Annotated in this window: 19 protein-coding genes and 2 tRNA genes; 6 read left to right on the top strand and 15 right to left on the bottom strand. The window is 56.7% G+C overall.

The genetic code is table 11. The features are described from left to right. Positions 1 to 69: 69 nt before the first annotated feature. The gene (locus tag AC2FFP_RS01190; protein WP_282151636.1) at positions 70 to 522 is read left to right on the top strand and encodes a YHS domain-containing (seleno)protein; all 453 of its coding nucleotides are present in this window, start codon (positions 70 to 72) and stop codon (positions 520 to 522) included. Between the two features lie 198 nt (positions 523 to 720). After that, positions 721 to 1191: a CoA-binding protein gene (locus AC2FFP_RS01185; RefSeq protein WP_496767929.1), complete on the top strand. Its 471-nt coding sequence runs from the start codon at positions 721 to 723 to the stop codon at positions 1189 to 1191. 3 nt (positions 1192 to 1194) lie between these two features. Here AC2FFP_RS01185 and AC2FFP_RS01180 read toward each other — a convergent pair whose 3' ends face one another. From AC2FFP_RS01180 to AC2FFP_RS01165, 4 genes are all read right to left on the bottom strand, one after another. Beyond that, positions 1195 to 1770 carry a hypothetical protein gene (locus AC2FFP_RS01180; RefSeq protein WP_496767930.1) on the bottom strand — a complete coding sequence of 192 codons (576 nt, stop codon included), beginning with the start codon at positions 1768 to 1770 and terminating at the stop codon, positions 1195 to 1197. Between the two features lie 72 nt (positions 1771 to 1842). After that, positions 1843 to 2160: a phosphoribosyl-ATP diphosphatase gene (locus AC2FFP_RS01175; protein ID WP_496767932.1), complete on the bottom strand. Its 318-nt coding sequence runs from the start codon at positions 2158 to 2160 to the stop codon at positions 1843 to 1845. Beyond that, complete coding sequence (gene hisF, locus AC2FFP_RS01170) at positions 2157 to 2918, bottom strand: imidazole glycerol phosphate synthase subunit HisF (protein ID WP_170383233.1); 762 nt, start codon at positions 2916 to 2918, stop codon at positions 2157 to 2159. The genes AC2FFP_RS01175 and hisF overlap by 4 nt, the downstream gene beginning before the upstream one ends. A 156-nt stretch (positions 2919 to 3074) precedes the next feature. Beyond that, positions 3075 to 5114, bottom strand: a complete 2040-nt coding sequence (locus AC2FFP_RS01165; RefSeq protein WP_496880630.1) for a spermidine synthase — start codon at positions 5112 to 5114, stop codon at positions 3075 to 3077. A gap of 417 nt (positions 5115 to 5531) precedes the next feature. Between AC2FFP_RS01165 and AC2FFP_RS01160 the strand changes: the two genes are divergently transcribed. Then, positions 5532 to 5978, top strand: coding sequence for a DUF302 domain-containing protein (locus AC2FFP_RS01160; protein WP_496724353.1), 447 nt, complete (start codon positions 5532 to 5534; stop codon positions 5976 to 5978). On the opposite strand, the gene hisA is transcribed toward AC2FFP_RS01160, so the two are convergent. Next, positions 5979 to 6698, bottom strand: a complete 720-nt coding sequence (gene hisA / locus AC2FFP_RS01155) for a 1-(5-phosphoribosyl)-5-[(5-phosphoribosylamino)methylideneamino]imidazole-4-carboxamide isomerase (protein ID WP_496880629.1) — start codon at positions 6696 to 6698, stop codon at positions 5979 to 5981. A 134-nt stretch (positions 6699 to 6832) separates the two neighbouring features. On the opposite strand from hisA, the gene AC2FFP_RS01150 reads away from it, so the two are divergent. Further along, positions 6833 to 7234, top strand: a complete 402-nt coding sequence (locus AC2FFP_RS01150) for a DUF2147 domain-containing protein (RefSeq protein WP_058274317.1) — start codon at positions 6833 to 6835, stop codon at positions 7232 to 7234. Between the two features lie 4 nt (positions 7235 to 7238). On the opposite strand, the gene hisH is transcribed toward AC2FFP_RS01150, so the two are convergent. Then, complete coding sequence (hisH, locus tag AC2FFP_RS01145) at positions 7239 to 7877, bottom strand: imidazole glycerol phosphate synthase subunit HisH (RefSeq protein WP_496767938.1); 639 nt, start codon at positions 7875 to 7877, stop codon at positions 7239 to 7241. Continuing rightward, entirely contained in the window at positions 7878 to 8465 is a 588-nt protein-coding gene (hisB, locus tag AC2FFP_RS01140; protein WP_496738054.1) for an imidazoleglycerol-phosphate dehydratase HisB, read from the bottom strand. A 153-nt stretch (positions 8466 to 8618) separates the two neighbouring features. On the opposite strand from hisB, the gene AC2FFP_RS01135 reads away from it, so the two are divergent. Next, a complete protein-coding gene (locus AC2FFP_RS01135; RefSeq protein WP_496767940.1) occupies positions 8619 to 8858 on the top strand; it encodes an Lrp/AsnC family transcriptional regulator in 240 nt (79 codons plus the stop codon). Position 8859: 1 nt separating this feature from the next. Here the strand turns inward: AC2FFP_RS01135 and AC2FFP_RS01130 are convergent, their stop codons facing one another. From AC2FFP_RS01130 to AC2FFP_RS01115, 4 genes are all read right to left on the bottom strand, one after another. Beyond that, positions 8860 to 9462 carry a hypothetical protein gene (locus AC2FFP_RS01130; protein ID WP_496767941.1) on the bottom strand — a complete coding sequence of 201 codons (603 nt, stop codon included), beginning with the start codon at positions 9460 to 9462 and terminating at the stop codon, positions 8860 to 8862. Between the two features lie 55 nt (positions 9463 to 9517). After that, a complete protein-coding gene (locus tag AC2FFP_RS01125; protein ID WP_496738051.1) occupies positions 9518 to 10384 on the bottom strand; it encodes a GNAT family N-acetyltransferase in 867 nt (288 codons plus the stop codon). Positions 10385 to 10469: 85 nt separating this feature from the next. Next, positions 10470 to 10544, bottom strand: a tRNA-Gly gene (locus tag AC2FFP_RS01120). A 35-nt stretch (positions 10545 to 10579) separates the two neighbouring features. Next, positions 10580 to 10654: transfer RNA gene (locus tag AC2FFP_RS01115), tRNA-Gly, on the bottom strand. 149 nt (positions 10655 to 10803) lie between these two features. Between AC2FFP_RS01115 and AC2FFP_RS01110 the strand changes: the two genes are divergently transcribed. Then, positions 10804 to 10956, top strand: a complete 153-nt coding sequence (locus AC2FFP_RS01110) for a hypothetical protein (protein WP_496767942.1) — start codon at positions 10804 to 10806, stop codon at positions 10954 to 10956. 15 nt (positions 10957 to 10971) lie between these two features. On the opposite strand, the gene AC2FFP_RS01105 is transcribed toward AC2FFP_RS01110, so the two are convergent. The 4 genes from AC2FFP_RS01105 to AC2FFP_RS01090 form a co-directional block, all read right to left on the bottom strand. After that, the gene (locus AC2FFP_RS01105) at positions 10972 to 11355 is read right to left on the bottom strand and encodes an MAPEG family protein (RefSeq protein ID WP_496724367.1); all 384 of its coding nucleotides are present in this window, start codon (positions 11353 to 11355) and stop codon (positions 10972 to 10974) included. Positions 11356 to 11431: 76 nt separating this feature from the next. Continuing rightward, positions 11432 to 14869: a pyruvate carboxylase gene (locus tag AC2FFP_RS01100; protein WP_496880628.1), complete on the bottom strand. Its 3438-nt coding sequence runs from the start codon at positions 14867 to 14869 to the stop codon at positions 11432 to 11434. A gap of 124 nt (positions 14870 to 14993) precedes the next feature. Further along, positions 14994 to 16151, bottom strand: a complete 1158-nt coding sequence (locus tag AC2FFP_RS01095) for an alpha-hydroxy acid oxidase (RefSeq protein ID WP_496843547.1) — start codon at positions 16149 to 16151, stop codon at positions 14994 to 14996. Between the two features lie 39 nt (positions 16152 to 16190). Continuing rightward, on the bottom strand, positions 16191 to 17975 hold the full coding sequence (locus AC2FFP_RS01090) for a sensor domain-containing diguanylate cyclase (RefSeq protein ID WP_496880729.1): 1785 nt from the start codon (positions 17973 to 17975) through the stop codon (positions 16191 to 16193). Positions 17976 to 17980 lie beyond the last annotated feature (5 nt).

Raw genomic sequence — 17980 nt, 5'->3', positions numbered from 1 at the left:
TTAATAGGGGTGTTTCGCGCGACAAAAGATTGCATTTTGATACCCTGAATTTGTAATCCTGAGCATGTGATGCCAATCAAACGTTTCATACTTGGCGCGATAGCCGCCGTTGCCCTTCTTTCTGCCGCCCAAGCACAGGACATGCCCGTCTTCTATGAGGCGGACGGTGCCGTCATGGCCGGCTACGACCCTGTCTCATATTTTCTTGAGGAAACGCCGGTCCGCGGATTGCCAGAATATTCTGTGATCTGGAAAGGGGCCGAGTGGCATTTCGCCTCGGCCGAGAATCGCGATCTGTTTGAAAGCAATCCTCGCGCCTTTTCCCCTCAGTTCGGGGGCTACTGCGCCTATGCCATGGCGCAAGGTATCTTAAAAAGCACCGATCCGATGCTTTGGGATATGGTGGAAGGCCGGCTGTACCTGACCCACTCACCTGAGATTGAGCAGCTCTGGCGCGGAGATCGTGCAGAATACATTCACATGGCCGAGGAAAACTGGCCTGTGGTGCTGTATCAAGACTAGGCGAATTTCCGCCTTCTTCGGGCTGTCATCACAAAAATGCGACGCCCCTCTTTTTTTCTCTGAACTTATGCCTAAATGTCACAGTGACCGCGGAACGGAACTGCCGCGGGTCATTTCACTGTCCCTCGTTCCAACAACTGGCGCTCAGGTTTGACCTGAGCGCTTTTTTCTTTGCTGCGCCAAGTCTAGGGTGCCCGCATGCCGAATTACACAGACCCATTCCTGAAAGACATCCTGCGTCGCACCAAGGTGATTGCTGTCGTGGGCGTTTCGATGAACCCGGTGCGGCCCAGCTATTATGTCGCGCGGTATCTTTCACTTAAGGGATACACGGTGATCCCGGTGAACCCAGGTCATGCCGGGAAAGTACTTTTCGGGCAGACCGTTCGCGCGTCATTGTCCGAGATTACTCAGCCGGTCGATATGGTTGACATCTTTCGCCGTTCCGAAGCTGTTCCGCCAATAGTCGACGAAGCACTGTCTTCTTTTCCCGACCTACGCACGATCTGGATGCAGATCGGCGTTGAACACCCCGAAGCCGCAGCCAAAGCACAGGCGCGCGGCGTGGATGTGGTGATGAATCGCTGCCCTAAAATCGAATATCAGCGCCTGTTTGGTGAGCTGCGCATGGGTGGATTCGCGACCGGAGTGATTTCTTCCAGACTGTGAAGGTTAGCCGCCGACATACGGCAGCAATTCCCCGTATTGTTCCTGGCGGCGCTTTTCCAGAACAACGCTGCGCGGCACCCACTCATACTTGGTGTCTTCCACCAAGGGCGACCAGAACAGAACACCGCCGTACCGCCATGGGTCCAGCACCACGCCGTCATACATCGTCTCACCCTTGCGGCTGATGATGGCCGTGCTGTGGTCGATTCTGAACTGATTGTCCGCATTTGCTATCGCGCGGTGCAATTCCAAGGTCTGGAAGTTCTCTTGCTTCAGTCGACGTTCGATATCCTCGGCCCAATGCCAACACAGCCCACGCGGGCGTAGACCCTTGTTGACCTTGGCATTGTGGATCAGCGGCGGGTCAGTAATTTCGTATTCCTGAACCAACTGCGCGGTATAGGAATAGGCGATGCTGGCTGCGCGGTCGGCTTCTTCGGGGTCGATGTCGGGACCAAGGCTGCGGATTTCCATTGCCAGTCTTTGAACTTCATCACCGGTCGTGCGCGGCGGCGCCGAACACGCGGTAATCATCACAAGCGAAAGCAAAGCCATTACACTGGCCAGAGCCCTGGTCATTCCTGCGTTCCTCGGTCGGTCCCACACTGATCCCTGACTATACAGGGCAGGGCGGCAGGACGGAACCCGCGCTTAGGTCTTTGGGCGTGATGCCTTTTCCGCGATTCCGCTTGTGCCCTGGCGTCGGGCCAACTCGGCCAAAACGTCATCCAGCGCCACGTCCCGCGCGGCCAGCATGACCAACAGGTGATAGAGGACATCCGCAGCCTCGGCCGTCAGTTTACCTTTGTCACCCTTGACGGCTTCGATGATGGCCTCAACAGCCTCTTCCCCGAATTTCTCGGCACATTTCTCAGGCCCCTTGGCCAGTAGCTTTGCGGTCCAGCTGGAGTCGGGCTCGGCCCCCTTGCGGGCTTCAATCGTCGCGGCCAGATCGTGCAGGATGTTCATGTCAGCCTCATGGGGATGCCAGCAGCAGCCATGTGTTCCTTGGCCTCGCGGATGGTGTATTCGCCAAAGTGGAAGATTGAGGCCGCCAGTACGGCACTGGCCCCGCCCTCTGTCACACCTTCGACCAGATGATCCAGGTTGCCTACGCCGCCCGAGGCAATCACCGGCACGTCCACCGCGTCTGAGATCGCGCGGGTCAGGGGCAGATTGAACCCGGCTTTGGTGCCGTCGCGGTCCATCGAGGTCAACAGAATCTCGCCGGCCCCTTTGGCGACAACGGTTTTGGCGAACTCAACTGCGTCGATGCCGGTCGGTTTGCGACCCCCATGGGTGAAAATCTCCCATTTGCCCGGGCTGACGGTTTTGGCGTCGATGGCGCAGACAATACACTGGCTACCGAATTGATCTGCAGCTTCGGCGATGACATCGGGGTTGGCGACAGCGGCCGAGTTGAAGCTGACCTTGTCGGCACCAGCCAACAGCAGCGCACGCACGTCGTCTTTGGTGCGGACGCCTCCACCGACAGTCAGCGGAACAAAACACTGTTCAGCCGTGCGTTGAACCACATCAAACATGGTGCCACGGTTTTCATGGGTGGCGTGAATGTCCAGAAAACAGATCTCATCCGCGCCTGCTGCGTCATAGGCTTTGGCCGACTCTACAGGATCGCCCGCGTCACGCAGGCCAACGAAATTGACACCTTTGACAACACGGCCATCGGCGACATCCAGACAGGGAATGATACGGGTTTTCAGCATACCGGCGTCCTTTGTTGGCGCACCTGTATCGGCAAAACGCCGCCTTTTCCAGTGCCGTAAAGGCACCTTGAGGAAAACGGCGGGGTCATTTGAACCTTAAAAGCGGAATTTCTGCCGGTTGGAAGAAAACGCTGTCTCACATTAGTGCGTTTGCTACTAGTCTTTGAGCAATATGAGCGCGGACAGCAAGTTTGCCTTATCGTCCGTCCACGGCTCACCCCCATCAGAAACCACGGACTGCCATTTTCCATTTTGGACAAAACCGTCGACTCTTCTCTGATCTGGGCTGACAATCACCACTTGGGAATCCGATGCGCCTAGTTCGTTTGCGCCCGGCTCAACCCGATGGAACTGTTTGGCCGCGTGGAACCCAAGTTTGTCTGCAATGCGCGCAAGCGGGTCGACCAGATCGTAGTACCGGTTGCTGACGTGAAAGACCATTATTCCGTCATCAGCCAGTCGCTCTGTATACATCCGCACCGCTTCTTCAGTGATCAGATGCACAGGAATAGCATCAGAGCTGTATGCGTCCAGGACGAGAATATCGAAGGAATAATCTGTGTGCGCCAGGACAATGCGTGCGTCACCAAGGTGTGTTGGCGAATCTGGTGCGCATTCCGAGATGTAGGTGAAAAGGGAAGGTTTGCGCGCCACTTGGTCAACCATGGCGTCGATTTCAAAGAATGCCCATTTCTGAGATGGAAGCTTGTAGCAGGAAAGAGCACCGACTCCGAGGCCGACAATACCGATGCTGTCGGCTTCTCGTCCAAACTCAGACGTTATGACCTGTGCCATTGGCCCTTTGGGATAGTAGTAAGACTTCGGCGTAGGTTTTTGACCAATTTCTGATTCCAACTGCAAACCGTGCAGTGTGGTCCCGTTTTGATACATTCTGAGGCCTGCCTCTGAGTATACCCTGTGAGTTCCAAAGAAGCTTCGATCCTGAAGCAACGAGTCCTTTTGCGGCCAAAGTACCGGCAGCATAAGTGCCGCGATGATGGCTATGATACGCGCAGGTTGATTACGGAACAGGATCAGTGCAACCAACAGCATTGCGGTTGCGACAACCGCACGCAAGGCTCCATCTCCAAGAGGGTTTATGCCATCGATCATGCCGAAGCACAAAAGGATCGGGTAGCTGACAAGCAGGCCAAATGCCAGATTCCTAGGTGTAACTGCGCCTTTCCCGATCAAGAGCAACCCGCCAGCCAAAATAAGCGTCATTTGCGCCTCGACTTCTAGGGCAAATGCGAAAGGCGCAATGACGGAATTGAACAATCCGCCAAAAGCACCGCCTATCGACAGTGCGATGTAGAACACTGTCAATTGCTCTGCCGGCGGTCTCATTTCATAAAGCAACCTATGTGCATACAAGGCGATTACGAATAGAATGGGAACGTACAACAAAAAGACGATGGGGTTCGTGTGATGGTCGATCAGGTTGGAAAATAGGACGACACCAATCGCCAGCGCCAAAATCATCGGGATGTGTAAGGATTTGACACTAAGCCAATTCAGTTTCGCAAAGGCGAATATGAAGGAAAGAAGGTAGGTCGCAAGGGGCACAACCCAGATAAGCGGGATTGAACCCAGATCCGTACTGGCTTTCGTGGTAAAGGAAAGCATCAGGGATGAGGGTACAAAAGCGATCACAATCCATTTTGCAATCTGCTTCAGCTTTGGGGTGCTGCTCGCGAATTCACTCGCGATCGGCGCAAGGTCACTGTTCGATCCGCGTAGCGCAATAAGGCCACTTATCGCCATCAACCCACCAAAAATGACAAAACCGACGGACCAAATTTTGCTGGTCGCACTGGCACCCAGAAGAGGGTCTGCCAGCAAAGGAAAAGCCAAAAGAGCCAGTAGTGATCCCACATTACTGGCGCTGTACAGGAAATAGGGGTCGTCTGCCGACGGCCCGCCGGACCGTGAGTACCACGCTTGAAGCAACGGCGCATTCGCAGAAAGAACCGCAAATGGCAGGCCGACACCCAAGGCAAACAACTTAAGGGTTTGCAGTGCGGTCGAGCTGGATGCGTCATAGCTCCAGCCCTCGTTTATTGAGAGCGGCAGATACGTCAGCGCAGCCGCCCAAAGTACCAGGTGAGTAACAAGCTGCCAGCGCAGAGGTATCCATTTCGTCAGCACATGGGCGTAAATGTAGCCCAAGATTAAAACCACTTGGAAGAACAGCATCGCGGTCGTCCAAACCGCAGGAGCGCCACCGATTTGCGGTAGGACCAGCTTGGCAAACAGGGGCTGGACAAAAAACAGAAGAGATGCGCTGACAAAAATTGTGACGCAAAAACTGAATATGATCGCAATTCTGAACCAAGAATTGTTCGAATATTCTGTGCTCGTAATAATCACGGTGGCAATCCCTGCTCGAGTTATTTTTCAAACTGCTACAGGCGAAATAAGACCAAGTTTGGGCCAAGCTTGGTAAAATATCTGTCAGAATGGGCTATTGTTCTCAAATGCGGGACGGTCTGCGCAGGTTGCTAAGCTGTGAGATTCGGGTGCGCGGCAAGGCTTCGCCGATGCCGGAGATGTGATTGCAAGTTCGCGAAAAGCTGAGACAATTTGGATGAAATTTACAAAAGGAAACCCGATATGCGAAATCTGATACTGGCAACAATTTTGACTTTTGGAGGGGCGATGTCTGCCATGGCTGACGACATCATCAAGGTAAATTCGAACAAATCGGTGCAAGAGGCGATGGACGCCCTGGAAGCTGCCGTTGGCAATGCGGGCGCGACCGTCTTTGCCCGCGTCGATCATGCGGCGGGTGCGGAAAAGGTTGGCCTAACCATTCCCGCCAATCAGGTTCTGATCTTTGGCAACCCGGCACTGGGTACACCCGCGATGCAGATTGATCCACGTGCCGGGCTTTTCCTGCCGCTCAAAGTGCAGGCATACGAAGACGAGACCGGGCAGGTCTGGCTGGCCTATGAGGACCCGAAAGAGACGATGGATGAGCTCGACGAAGTCGAGAAATCACCTGTCATCGAAAAGATGCGCGGTGCGCTTGCCAAGCTGACTTCGGTTGCGGCCGAGTGATCAGCTTAAGGCGCGAATGGCCTCGGAAAGGTCAATCGCGCCATCATAAAGCGCCCGGCCCGAGATCGCGCCGTCCAATGCCACGCCACAATCACGCAGGGCGATCAGATCATCCAGCGAACTGACCCCACCCGAGGCGATGACCGGGATTGACACCGAGCGGGCCAAATCTGCCGTTGCCCGGATGTTCGGCCCCTGCATCGCTCCGTCGCGATTAATGTCGGTATAGATGATGGCCGCAACGCCTGCGTCCTCGAAACTGCGGGCCAGATCGGTGACCTTCACGTTGGTCTCTTCGGCCCAGCCCTTGGTGGCCACCATGCCGTCGCGCGCATCGATGCCGACAGCAACTTTGCCCGGAAATTCCTTGGCAGCTTCACGCACCAGATCGGGGTTTTCGACGGCCACGGTGCCCAGAATCACGCGCGCCAGACCTTTGTCGATCCATGTCTCGATCGTGGACATGTCGCGAATGCCACCACCTAACTGCGCGGGCACGTTGCATTCCTTCAGGATGGCCTCGACCGGGACGGCGTTGACGGGTTCACCAGCAAACGCGCCGTTCAGGTCGACCAAGTGCAGCCATTCGCACCCTGCCTCGACAAAAGCCCGTGCCTGCGCTGCAGGGTCGTCGTTGAACACGGTTGCCTTATCCATTTCACCACGCAACAGGCGCACGGCCTGTCCGTCTTTGAGGTCGATGGCGGGGTAGAGGATCATGTCAGGCGGCCCTATATCTGATTTGTTCGCGCGGGATATCGCACATGCGGGGCAGGGGATGCAACGCGACGCCAAGTCAATCTTGCCGGAATTGCCCAGCCGGGCCAGACTGAGCAGAAATAAGGGAGGAAATCATGAAAACATTCACACTTGCAGCCGGGTTTGCGGTATTGGCCAGCGCTGCTTTTGCAGCCGATCCGGTTGACGGTCTTTGGAAGACTCAGCCCGGGGATACCGGTGGGTATCTACACGTTTCGATTTCGGAATGCGGCAGCGCGATTTGTGGCACCATCGACACCGCCTTTGACAAAGACGGTAATGAGCAGCTGGCGTATGAAAACCTTGGCAAGCAGATCATCTGGGATATGGTGCCCGATGGCGGCGGCAGCTATAGCGGCGGCAAGATTTGGGCCCCGGACCGGGACAAGACCTACAGCTCGAAAATGACGCTGGACAGCCAGAACAAGCTGACCGTCAAAGGCTGTGCTGTGGGCGGTCTCGTGTGTCGCGGGCAAGACTGGACGCGGGTTCAGTAACCGCTCAGGGCGTCCAGGTCAGGAAGTTCCCGATCATGCGCAGGCCCACATCCTGACTTTTCTCAGGGTGAAACTGCATCCCAACCATTGTGTCGCGGCCGATCACGGCCGTGACCTCCTGCCCATACTCAACATAAGCCAAACGCTGTGCCGGATCGATAACACGGAAATGGTAGGAGTGCACGAAATAGGCGTGATCGCCTGACTGCACTCCAGCAAAGACCGGGTGGTCGCTTTCCAAAACCAGATCGTTCCAGCCCATATGGGGCACTTTCAGCGCGCTGTCCGATGGTTCGATCCGCACCACATCGCCTGCAACCCAGCCCAGACCGTCGGTCTGGGAGTATTCATGGCCTTTAGAGGCCATCAGTTGCATGCCGACGCAGATGCCCAGAAATGGGCGACCTTTCTGCTCGACTGCCTCGACCATCGCGTCGTAGATGCCTTTGTGGCCGCGCAGCTCAGCCGCGCAGGCAGGAAAAGCGCCGTCACCGGGCAAAACCAGTCGGTCGGCCCGCGCAACGACGTCGGCGTCTGAGGTCACGACAACCTCACCCGCGTCCATCTCGCGCGCCATGCGCTGAAACGCCTTTTCGGCCGAATGCAGGTTGCCGCTTTCGTAGTCGATAATGGCGGTTAGCATTTACAGCGCGCCCTTGGTCGACGGAATCGCATCAGCTTTGCGCGGGTCTGTCTCAACGGCCAGACGCAATGCGCGCGCGACGGCCTTGAAGGCAGCCTCGGCAATGTGGTGGCTGTTGAATCCGTGCACTTGGTCAATGTGCAAGGTGATGCCGCCATGGGTGCTGAGTGCCTGAAAGAACTCGCGCACCAGTTCGGTGTCGAAATTGCCGATCTTTGGGGTCGGAAGGTCCACGTTCCAGATCAGGAACGGACGGCCCGATAAATCCAGCGCGCAGCGTACTTGCGCGTCATCCATGGGCAAGTGGCACTCGCCATAGCGACGGATGCCTTTCTTGTCGCCCAAGGCCTGCGTCAACGCCTGGCCCAGTGCAATACCGGTATCTTCGACAGTGTGGTGGTCGTCGATATGATAATCGCCCTTGGCGCTGATCGTCATGTCGATCAGCGAATGGCGCGCAAGTTGGTCCAGCATGTGATCGAAGAACCCGACGCCGGTCTGATTGTCATAGGTGCCGGTGCCGTCAAGATTGACCTCGACCGAAATCTCGGTCTCGGCGGTTTGACGGCTGATCTTTGCGCTGCGCATGGGCGAATTCCTTTTGCTACAGGCGCGCTTATAGACGGGGATTGGTCGGCTTATCCAGACCAAGCGTTGCTTTCACTGCAATCTGTTGCAGGGGATTGCGCCCGGTAACGTGCCATGCCAGCCTGCCGGAAACTCAACCAACAGGTCCAAATCATGTCCACCTGCGTTTTCATTCAAATCCGCTGCACACCCGGCACCACCTACAAAGTCGCCGAAGAGATCGCGCTGCGCGAGATTCACTCCGAGCTTTACTCGACCAGCGGCGAATATGACCTGCTGCTCAAGCTCTACATTCCCGAACCCGACGATGTCGGTCATTTCATCAATGAAAACCTGCTTGTGATCCCGAATATCGAGCGATCGCTGACCACTATGACCTTCAAGGCGTTCTGAGTCAGGCCGAAACGTCGGACACCGAACCTTGCGGCGCGGCACATGCCAAAATCGCGCCGTTACGCGCCTGCTGATCAGTTGTTCCTGCCCGGAGCAACTGATGTACACCGAACAATACCATCAGCGGAACACCAAGCGTGACCAGATAGTTGTCTCCGGCCACTTGCGACCAAACCACACCGATTGTGCAGACAATCAGCAAAACGGCAGAGTGTGTGTTTCTCTGTTTCGCGCCGTTGGTCTGATAGTTCAGAAAACCGTTCGTTCTAAGAACCGTCAAAATGACACCCGTCAAAAACACGCTCATAAGAACGAGGGTCGCGATGTTCCCGGTCAAAATCGTCGCCGTGTCGCGATAGCCAAGCAAAATCAGGCATTCGATCAGTGGCGTGATCGCCACCATAAAGAGATTGATGCCAAGTAAAATTGGCTGTGGAGGCAGTGTTTTCCTGACATAGGTAACACAAACTGAGGCAGCCAGAACCGTGCCGACCCACCCAGCCAATCGCATATCATCCGTGGCCCGAAACAAAAGCATGAAAACCACGCCCGGCAGATTCTCAAACATCTCAAGCAGCAATCGCTTTTGGGTATCGCTGGGCATTCAGTAGATTTCCTTTTTGCAATTGCGCTTTTGGAATGTCGAGTGTGGGATGAAATTACCCCAATTCGAATGTAGTGATGCCGTAAATCCGGTCCAGATCAATGTCCGGTGCGTGGCTGGAATACATGCGGCCAGTTTCAAACACTTTGGTCAAACCCAACTGTTGCGCCATTGCCATAGCATGCGCGTTGGGGTTGGGCATGTCGATGAAGACCTCTGCATCCATCTGATCGGCGGGAAGTGTCGCCAGCAGCGACACCAAAAGGGCCTCTGCGATCTCGGGATTGTTCGCAAACAGGGGGCCCACCTTGTACCCGCTCAAACACCGCCGCAGGGTTGCATAGCCCTTGATCTGACCATCTTCTTCGAAGACGTGAGAGACGTGGCTGGGCGCGCCGAACCAAGCGTGAAGAAACGTGTCGCGCGGGGCAGGGAACAAGCCCCGGTCATACGTTTTCAGTTGATCCGTCAGGGCGCGTAGGGGTGTGATCTGATCGTGAAGGGACCGGCCCAATTGGTTTAGAATCTCACCGACCGTGCCCGAAAAACGATAATTGTCATAGGCCAGCTCGAACCCGAATTTGCGATAATTGTCTTGCTGTTCGACAACGCCATCCATGCCCATGTTCCGGTGCTGGCAATGCGCCTTGACCGCCTCGGCAACCTGTAACCCATATCCCGATCCGCGATACTCGGGTTGCACGATATAGAAGCCTAAAAACGAGTAGTTATCGTCGTAATTCACAGCGGACGCAGAGGCGATCATCTGCCCATCCAGAAATCCACCCTTGAATCCTTCTGGGTCCGAACTGCGGAAACAAACCGCATCGTGCAGGCCCGGGTTCCACCCCTCCTGACCGGCCCAGTCGACGGCGGTTTGAACTTCGTTTTCTGTCAAAGCGCGAATAACATATTCGGGCATCGGCGGACCTCTGTCGTGATTGCGTGCCATTCGAGAATGCCGCAACACCAGACAAAGAACCAGCATGTTCAGAGAGGTTTGTATCTGGAGCGGGCGAGGCGATTCGAACGCCCGACCCTAACCTTGGCAAGGTTATGCTCTACCCCTGAGCTACGCCCGCATCAGATACATATTTTCGACCTTTCGGTCTCTCAATGGAGCGGGCGAGGCGATTCGAACGCCCGACCCTAACCTTGGCAAGGTTATGCTCTACCCCTGAGCTACGCCCGCGCCGTTGAGTGAGGAGGGATGTATAAATTCCCACGCATGCCTGCAAGCGGAAAAAGCAAAAAATAGGAAAATTCTTTGCGACGGAAGCCCGCCTCTTAACCGTTCAAGAACCAGAGCATCCAAGAATAAGAACGGTGGAGGTGACAATAATGGCGTATATTAAGGACCTGAAGATGGCGGCCCTGGCGGCGATGATTTTGCTGGCTATCGCGGTGTCTGGCAAAGGTGAGAATCGAAAGGGCGATGTCGAATCAATTTTTACGGGATCCCCTCGAATCGAAACGCGGATTTTGGCGGGGTAATCCCCGCCATCCCGTTCACAGCGCCATCAAAAGGCTGGCTATCGCCGCAACCACAATCACGGCAAAGGTCAGCAACATGCCGATCTGGCGCAGAATCACAATCTGCGGTTTGCGGCCGAACCCATAGGCATGCAGCACGCGCCCGGCCAGAATGCCAAGGCCCAACAGATTGACCAGCCAGCCACCGGCGCCCTGCAGCTCGACCATAGCGATTAGTAACAGGGCAAACGGTGCATATTCGGCAAAGTTGGAATGCGTGCGCATCACTTTGAGCATGTCGGTGTTGCCGCCGTCGCCGTAAGAAATCTTGTCGCCGCGGCGCTGCAGGATGACCCGCACACTGAGCGCGACATAGAGAAGTGCCAGCAATGCGGCATAGACTGGGGTGATGGACAGCATGGTCTGCTCCTTTCAGGATCAAAAAAGGGCCGCCCGGTTCCCCGAACGGCCCTTGTTCCCGAAAAGGTTAGGTCGTTTATTCCAGTTCGACCAGTAGGTCCTTTGCGTCAATCTGGCTGCCCGGCTGAACGTGCACGGCCTTGACCGTCGCATCGCGCTCGGCGTGGATGCCGGTTTCCATCTTCATCGCTTCGATGGTCAGCAGCATGTCGCCTTCCTTGACCTCCTGGCCCGCGGTCACGGCAACGGTGGCCACCACGCCGGGCATCGGCGCGCCGATGTGGTTGGGGTTGCCCGCCTCGGCTTTGGGACGGGACTGCGTGGTTGAGGTCACCAGACGGTTTGGAACCCGGATCACGCGCGGTTGGCCGTTGAGCTCAAAGAACACTTTGACCTCGCCCTTTTCATCGGTCTCACCGATGGCCTGACAGCGGATTTCCAGCGTTTTTCCGGGGTCTATCTCAGCCGTGATCTCTTCGCCCGGTTCCATGCCATAGAAGAAGGTGCGCGTGGGAAGTGTGCGTACAGGTCCGTAAGCCCGGTGACGCCCCATGTAGTCAAGGAACACCTTGGGATACATCAGATAGCCGTTCAGATCCTCATCATCGACTTCTTTGCCCTCAAGCTGTTTGGACAAGTCCGCCCGGGTCGCCTCCAAGTCGACTGCTGGGACGTCTTTGCCGGGGCGATTGGTGTTAGGGGCTTCATCCTTGAGCACCTTCTTGACGATGGTGTCGGGGAAACCGCCCGGAGGTTGACCCAGATTGCCGCGCATCATGTCGACCACCGAGTCGGGGAAGGCCACATCTGTATTCGGGTCTTCGACCTGTTCACGGGTCATGTTCTGGCTGACCATCATCAGCGCCATGTCACCGACCACCTTGGATGACGGTGTCACCTTCACGATGTCACCGAACATCCGGTTCACGTCAGCATACATCTGAGCGACCTCGTGCCAACGTTCTTCCAGCCCCAGCGAACGCGCCTGCGCCTTGAGGTTGGTGAACTGACCGCCGGGCATCTCGTGCAAGTAGACCTCAGAAGCCGGAGCCTGCAGGCTGGATTCGAAGGCCGCATATTGCCCGCGGACCGCCTCAAAATAATCGCTGATCTCGCGGATGGATTTGATGTCCAGCCCGGTGTCACGCTCGGTATGCCGCAGCGCTTCGACCACTGTGCCCAAAGTCGCCTGTGATGTGTTGCCACTAAAGCTGTCCATCGCGCAATCCACCGCGTCCACACCTGCCTCGGATGCGGCCAGGATGGTCGCGCTGGCGATGCCGGCTGTGTCGTGTGTGTGGAAGTGGATCGGTAGCCCAACCTCCTCCTTCAGTGCACGGATCAAGATGCGCGCCGAGGCTGGTTTCAATAGCCCCGCCATGTCCTTGAGGCCAAGAATATGAGCACCCGCATCGCGCAGTTCTTTCGCCATGCCGACATAGTATTTCAGGTCATACTTGGCGCGGTCCGGGTCCAGAATATCACCGGTGTAACAGACGGTGCCCTCACAGATTTTGCCGTTCTCAACCACGGCGTCCATCGCGACGCGCATATTCTCAACCCAGTTCAACGAGTCGAACACACGGAACACATCGATGTTCTGCGATGCTTGACGCACGAACTCCTGCACAACGTTGTCAGGGTAATTGGTGTAACCGACCCCGTTCGCGCCGCGCAGCAGCATCTGGGTCATCAGGTTCGGCATCGCCTCGCGCAGGTCGCGCAGGCGCTGCCACGGGCATTCCTGCAAGAAACGATAGGCCACGTCAAAGGTCGCGCCCCCCCAGCACTCGATCGAGAATAGCTGGGGCAAGTTCGCTGCATAGGTTGGTGCCACTTTGATCATGTCGATCGAACGCATCCGGGTCGCCAGCAGAGACTGATGCCCGTCACGCATGGTTGTGTCGGTGATCAGAAGCTGGCGCTGCGCCTTCATCCAATCAGCAACGGCTTGCGGACCTTTTTGTTCCAGCAGGTTGCGAGCGCCCATCTGCGGCTCGGAGTTCGGTGCCGGGGGCTTTGCGTCTTTCAGATCAGCGCGAGGTTCGGGGCGGTCCTTGGTCTCGGGATGCCCGTTCACCGTGATGTCGGCGATGTAGGTCAGAACCTTGGTGCCCCGGTCGCGGCGGCGTTTAAAGGAGAACAGATCCGGCGTCGTGTCGATGAATTTGGTCGTATATTCATTCGACAAGAAAGTCGGGTGTTTGAGCAGGTTGATGACAAAGTCGATATTGGTGCTGACGCCGCGAATTCGGAATTCACGCAAAGCGCGGTCCATCCGGGCAATCGCAGCCTCGGGTGTCGGCGCCTTGGCAGTCACTTTGGTCAACAGCGAGTCGTAATAGCGCGTGATCACACCCCCCGCATAAGCGGTGCCGCCATCCAGACGGATGCCCATGCCAGTGGCCGAGCGATAGGCAGTGATACGACCGTAGTCGGGAATGAAGTTGTTTTGCGGGTCCTCGGTGGTGATCCGGGTTTGCAGCGCGTGGCCGGTCAGGTGCACATCCGACTGGCTGTTTGCGCCGGTGGCCTCGGCCAGAGTTTTGCCTTCGGCAATCAGGATTTGCGCCTGAACGATGTCGATACCGGTGACTTCTTCGGTGACGGTGTGTTCCACCTGAACACGTGGGTTCACTTCGATGAAGTAGAACTTGCCGGTTTCCATATCCATAAGGAATTCAACAGTGCCGGCGCATTCATAATTCACATGGGCGCAGATTTTGCGGCCCAGTTCGCAGATCTCGGCACGCTGCTCTTCGGACAGATACGGGGCAGGGGCGCGCTCGACCACCTTCTGGTTCCGTCTCTGGACCGAGCAGTCGCGTTCATACAGGTGATAGATCTCACCATGCTTGTCGCCCAGAATCTGCACCTCGACATGGCGGGCGCGGATGATCATCTTTTCCAGATAACCCTCGCCATTGCCGAACGCGGCCTCGGCCTCGCGACGGCCTTCCAGAACCATCTCTTCCAGTTCATCCTCGGATAGGATCGGGCGCATACCGCGCCCGCCACCGCCCCACGACGCCTTGAGCATCAGGGGATAACCGATTTCTTTTGCCTCGGCCCGGATCGCATCCATGTCATCGCCCAGAACCTCAGTCGCCGGAATCACAGGCACACCCGCCGCGACGGCCACGCGGCGCGCGCTGGCCTTGTCACCCAAGGCGCGCATGGTTTCCGCCTTCGGGCCAATAAAGGTGATGCCGTTCTGCACGCAGGCATCGACAAAGTCCGGGTTCTCGGACAGCAGGCCATAGCCGGGATGGATCGCATCTGCCCCACATTCTTTAGCGACGCGGATGATCTCATCGATGCTCAGGTAGGCCGCAACAGGCCCCATCCCTTCGCCAATGCGATAGGCTTCGTCCGCTTTGAACCGATGCAAGCCCAGCTTGTCCTCTTCGGCAAAGACGGCAACGGTGCGTTTGCCCATCTCATTGGCGGCGCGCATCACGCGGATGGCAATTTCGCCGCGGTTGGCGATCAGGATCTTGTTGAAATCAGTCATGTCGGGTCCCGGTCCTACTTGTTTGGCCGTGTTGATAGGCGGACAATACGCGTACGTATATCAGTCGTTCTGGGTAGAACCGGCATGTTAACGCTCGCAAACGCCCCCTGTTAGCGCTATCTTTCTAATAGCGCTGCATCGCGGCATGAACAAGCGGTGTAGTGGGCGGAAGGTGATTCAGCGACTCGGCGCCCAATTGGCCCATGTTTGCGTGCATGTCCTGCCGCAAAATGTCGATGAGGTGGGCAGGGCCTTTGGCACCCAGGGCGGCGAGGGCATACATGAAGCCGCGCCCCATCATCACGAAATCGGCGCCAAGGGCCTTAGCACGCAATATGTCCAAACCACCTTCGACCCCACTGTCGAAGATAAGGGGCAAGTCCGTAGCCGCACGGATGGTGGGCAGGGCTTCGATGCTGGCCGGGGCACCATCAAATTGCCGACCGCCGTGATTCGAAAGCCAGAGAGCGTCCACTCCCGCTTGCTGCAACGGTTCGGCATCTTCAGGACGCTGGACGCCTTTCACGATCAGCGGGCCATCCCAGGCATCGCGCAGCCAGTGCACATATTCCATATCCGGGGACGTCCGCAGCAGGTACCCAACATGGGCTGTCGGGGGCAGGTTGCTGGAGTTGTCCGTATACTTGTCCAGTGTCCGCATCCGCGGCGGCCCGCTGCGCGCTATTCCGAGCGCCCATTCCGGCCGCATCGCGATCTGGGCCAGAAGGCGTGGCGTCAACCGCGGTGGATTGGTCAGACCCGAGCGTGTTTGGCGCTCGCGCCGGGATGCAACCGGGACGTCTGCCGTCATCACCAGCGTCGTAAAACCAGCGTTCCGAACCCGATCCAGCAAGTCCTTGCGAATGTCCGGGTCCTTTGGCGGATAAAGCTGAAACCACGCGTTGTCACCCAGATGCGGCGCGACGTCCTCGGGGCTTAGGCAGGCAACGTTGGATAGGGTAAACGGCAGACCGGCGCTTGCGGCAGCGCGGGCAAGATGAGCTTCGGCATCAGGCCAAATCAGGCCGGCCATACCGATCGGGGCAACGCCGAACGGTAATGGGTAGGTCTGACCCAGGAACTCGGTCGAAGTGTCAAATTCCAATGGTCCGTGCAGGATAGACGGCAGGAAACCGACGCGGTCCAATCCCTCGCGATTGCGGCGCAGCGTGGCTTCAACCCCGGTTCCGCTGTCCAGATACTCCCAGACAAAGTGAGGAATCCTGCGCTGGGCGCGGTGTTTCAGATCGGCGATGCCGGGAAAGCGACTATGAAGGTCCATGGGGATTGATCGGACCAAAGGCGCGATTCGGCAAGGATTTTAAGCCGTTGATTTCCCACCAATGGCTTTTACCGGCTTTTTGAGCTGGGAAATCTGCTGTGAGTCACTTCCGCTGCCGGCGACCTGCACTTGATTGCGACCTTTGTCCTTTGCCGCATACAACGCATCATCGGCAGCGCGCATCAGATCCTGCGGCATGGTGCCATGTGCCGGATAATGCGAAACCCCAACCGAGATCGTGATACGGGGCAGGGATTTCTCACCGTAGCGCACCGAGACGGCCTCGATCGCTTGCCGCAATTGTTCGGCGCGGGTGATTGCGTCGTCCGAGGTATTGTCGGGCAGGATCAGCATAAATTCTTCACCACCAATGCGGCAGGCAACTTCATCCCGGTCGCAGCCCTGTTCCAAAGCGGCACCAACTGCACGCAACACCATGTCACCGGCATCATGCCCATGGGTGTCGTTGAATTTCTTGAAATGATCGATATCCACGGCAATCAGGCTGAGCGGCGCTCCGGTTTGCTGACTGCGATTGATGGATTTGCGCAGGGTTTCAAGCATATGCCGCCGGTTGAACAGCCCGGTCAACGGGTCCCGGACGGACTGGTCATGCAACTGATCGCGCATCCGTACATTGGCAATCGCCATGCTGATCTGTTCGGCGCTGAGCTGTGCCAGCTTTTTACTCGTGTGAAACGCCTCATCTGTACCCTCAAGGGCGCGGAGGTGTAGAAGGCCGACCGTTTCCCCATGCGCCAGTATCGGAAAGCAGAAATAAGGTCGCCCGTCGTGTGGTTCGGCGTGTTCACAGACAAAGTCGATCTCGGACGCGCCGTATTCATAGGTTCGGCCACGCCGAAGCCCCCAACACCCTTCGGGATGGATGTGCGCCTTATGGGTCCCGCCATTCCAACTGGCACAGCCATCCAGGACGTCGCGCGAGTTGGAATATACGTAAACGCTGCCCTCAGCCTCGGGTAGGATATGGGTCATGAAGCGCGAGACCATATCGAACAGCTCGTCCAAGGACCGGCTGGATTGCAACCACTCGTTCAATTCGCCCAGCAATCGGACTTCGCGGGCCAGGCGCAGTTGATCTTCCATCAGATCACGTTCTTTGGCGGATTGTTTTTGCAGGGCCTGCAATTGCAAGCGGTTCGCCCTGTAGCTGGCAAAGGACACAGCAACAAGCGCAAGCAAGGCGATGACGCTTAGAACGGTCAAAGAAATCCTGAGCCGCGAGATGAACGTGGTGCGCAAGTCGGAGATATCAGTAAAGAATTCAATGGCACCGATGAAACGCCCATTCTTGGCCACCGGCATAAAGACTTCGGCAACATGGTGCTGCGTTGCGTTCAGGATATTGTCGGTATGCAGATCAAGCCCGTCGATCTCGGACAGTGGAACTACTTCCTGAATATAGTGAATCATTCCTCTGGCAACGTCGCTGCGAAAGAAATCACGGGTTTCAACACTGCCTACCTCTGTCGGACGAGTCGACCAAGTGACACGCCCATTCGAGTCGAGCAATTTGAAGCGGTAAACATCAGAAGCTTCGGGCATCGCGGCCAGAAATTCGGCGTCATGCGCATCAATCACGCCCGTCTTAAGCGCGGTCTCGGGGTCTTCTAGATGCAATACTACGCGGCGCTTCCACAGTTCGGCCTGCTTGAGAATGTCGACCTTTAGCATCCTGTCGACCAGCGGCGCAGGTAATTTGTAAATTCCCCAGCCGCATCCAATTGTCAGAAAAATCAGCAACATGCTGACACCGATCCATTTCAGCCGGTGATTTACGGCCCCCCGATTATCCTGAGTCATACCTT

This window comes from Ruegeria sp. YTSC004, from assembly GCF_059609805.1.
Note: the sequence above shows the minus strand (reverse complement) of the source record. Positions and strands in the feature narration are given on the sequence as shown.

Excerpts from the sequence above, each read along its gene's own strand:
- AC2FFP_RS01090 (WP_496880729.1), bottom strand. The coding sequence starts at position 17,975 with ATGACTCAGGATAATCGGGGGGCCGTAAATCACCGGCTGAAATGGATC.
- AC2FFP_RS01185 (WP_496767929.1), top strand. The coding sequence starts at position 721 with ATGCCGAATTACACAGACCCATTCCTGAAAGACATCCTGCGTCGCACC.
- AC2FFP_RS01100 (WP_496880628.1), bottom strand. The coding sequence starts at position 14,869 with ATGACTGATTTCAACAAGATCCTGATCGCCAACCGCGGCGAAATTGCC.
- AC2FFP_RS01135 (WP_496767940.1), top strand. The coding sequence starts at position 8,619 with ATGTCCACCTGCGTTTTCATTCAAATCCGCTGCACACCCGGCACCACC.
- hisH (WP_496767938.1), bottom strand. The coding sequence starts at position 7,877 with ATGCTAACCGCCATTATCGACTACGAAAGCGGCAACCTGCATTCGGCC.
- AC2FFP_RS01175 (WP_496767932.1), bottom strand. The coding sequence starts at position 2,160 with ATGAACATCCTGCACGATCTGGCCGCGACGATTGAAGCCCGCAAGGGG.
- AC2FFP_RS01130 (WP_496767941.1), bottom strand. The coding sequence starts at position 9,462 with ATGCCCAGCGATACCCAAAAGCGATTGCTGCTTGAGATGTTTGAGAAT.
- hisB (WP_496738054.1), bottom strand. The coding sequence starts at position 8,465 with ATGCGCAGCGCAAAGATCAGCCGTCAAACCGCCGAGACCGAGATTTCG.
- AC2FFP_RS01150 (WP_058274317.1), top strand. The coding sequence starts at position 6,833 with ATGAAAACATTCACACTTGCAGCCGGGTTTGCGGTATTGGCCAGCGCT.
- hisA (WP_496880629.1), bottom strand. The coding sequence starts at position 6,698 with ATGATCCTCTACCCCGCCATCGACCTCAAAGACGGACAGGCCGTGCGC.
- AC2FFP_RS01180 (WP_496767930.1), bottom strand. The coding sequence starts at position 1,770 with ATGACCAGGGCTCTGGCCAGTGTAATGGCTTTGCTTTCGCTTGTGATG.
- AC2FFP_RS01165 (WP_496880630.1), bottom strand. The coding sequence starts at position 5,114 with ATGCTGTTCTTCCAAGTGGTTTTAATCTTGGGCTACATTTACGCCCAT.
- hisF (WP_170383233.1), bottom strand. The coding sequence starts at position 2,918 with ATGCTGAAAACCCGTATCATTCCCTGTCTGGATGTCGCCGATGGCCGT.
- AC2FFP_RS01190 (WP_282151636.1), top strand. The coding sequence starts at position 70 with ATGCCAATCAAACGTTTCATACTTGGCGCGATAGCCGCCGTTGCCCTT.
- AC2FFP_RS01110 (WP_496767942.1), top strand. The coding sequence starts at position 10,804 with ATGGCGTATATTAAGGACCTGAAGATGGCGGCCCTGGCGGCGATGATT.
- AC2FFP_RS01095 (WP_496843547.1), bottom strand. The coding sequence starts at position 16,151 with ATGGACCTTCATAGTCGCTTTCCCGGCATCGCCGATCTGAAACACCGC.
- AC2FFP_RS01125 (WP_496738051.1), bottom strand. The coding sequence starts at position 10,384 with ATGCCCGAATATGTTATTCGCGCTTTGACAGAAAACGAAGTTCAAACC.
- AC2FFP_RS01160 (WP_496724353.1), top strand. The coding sequence starts at position 5,532 with ATGCGAAATCTGATACTGGCAACAATTTTGACTTTTGGAGGGGCGATG.
- AC2FFP_RS01105 (WP_496724367.1), bottom strand. The coding sequence starts at position 11,355 with ATGCTGTCCATCACCCCAGTCTATGCCGCATTGCTGGCACTTCTCTAT.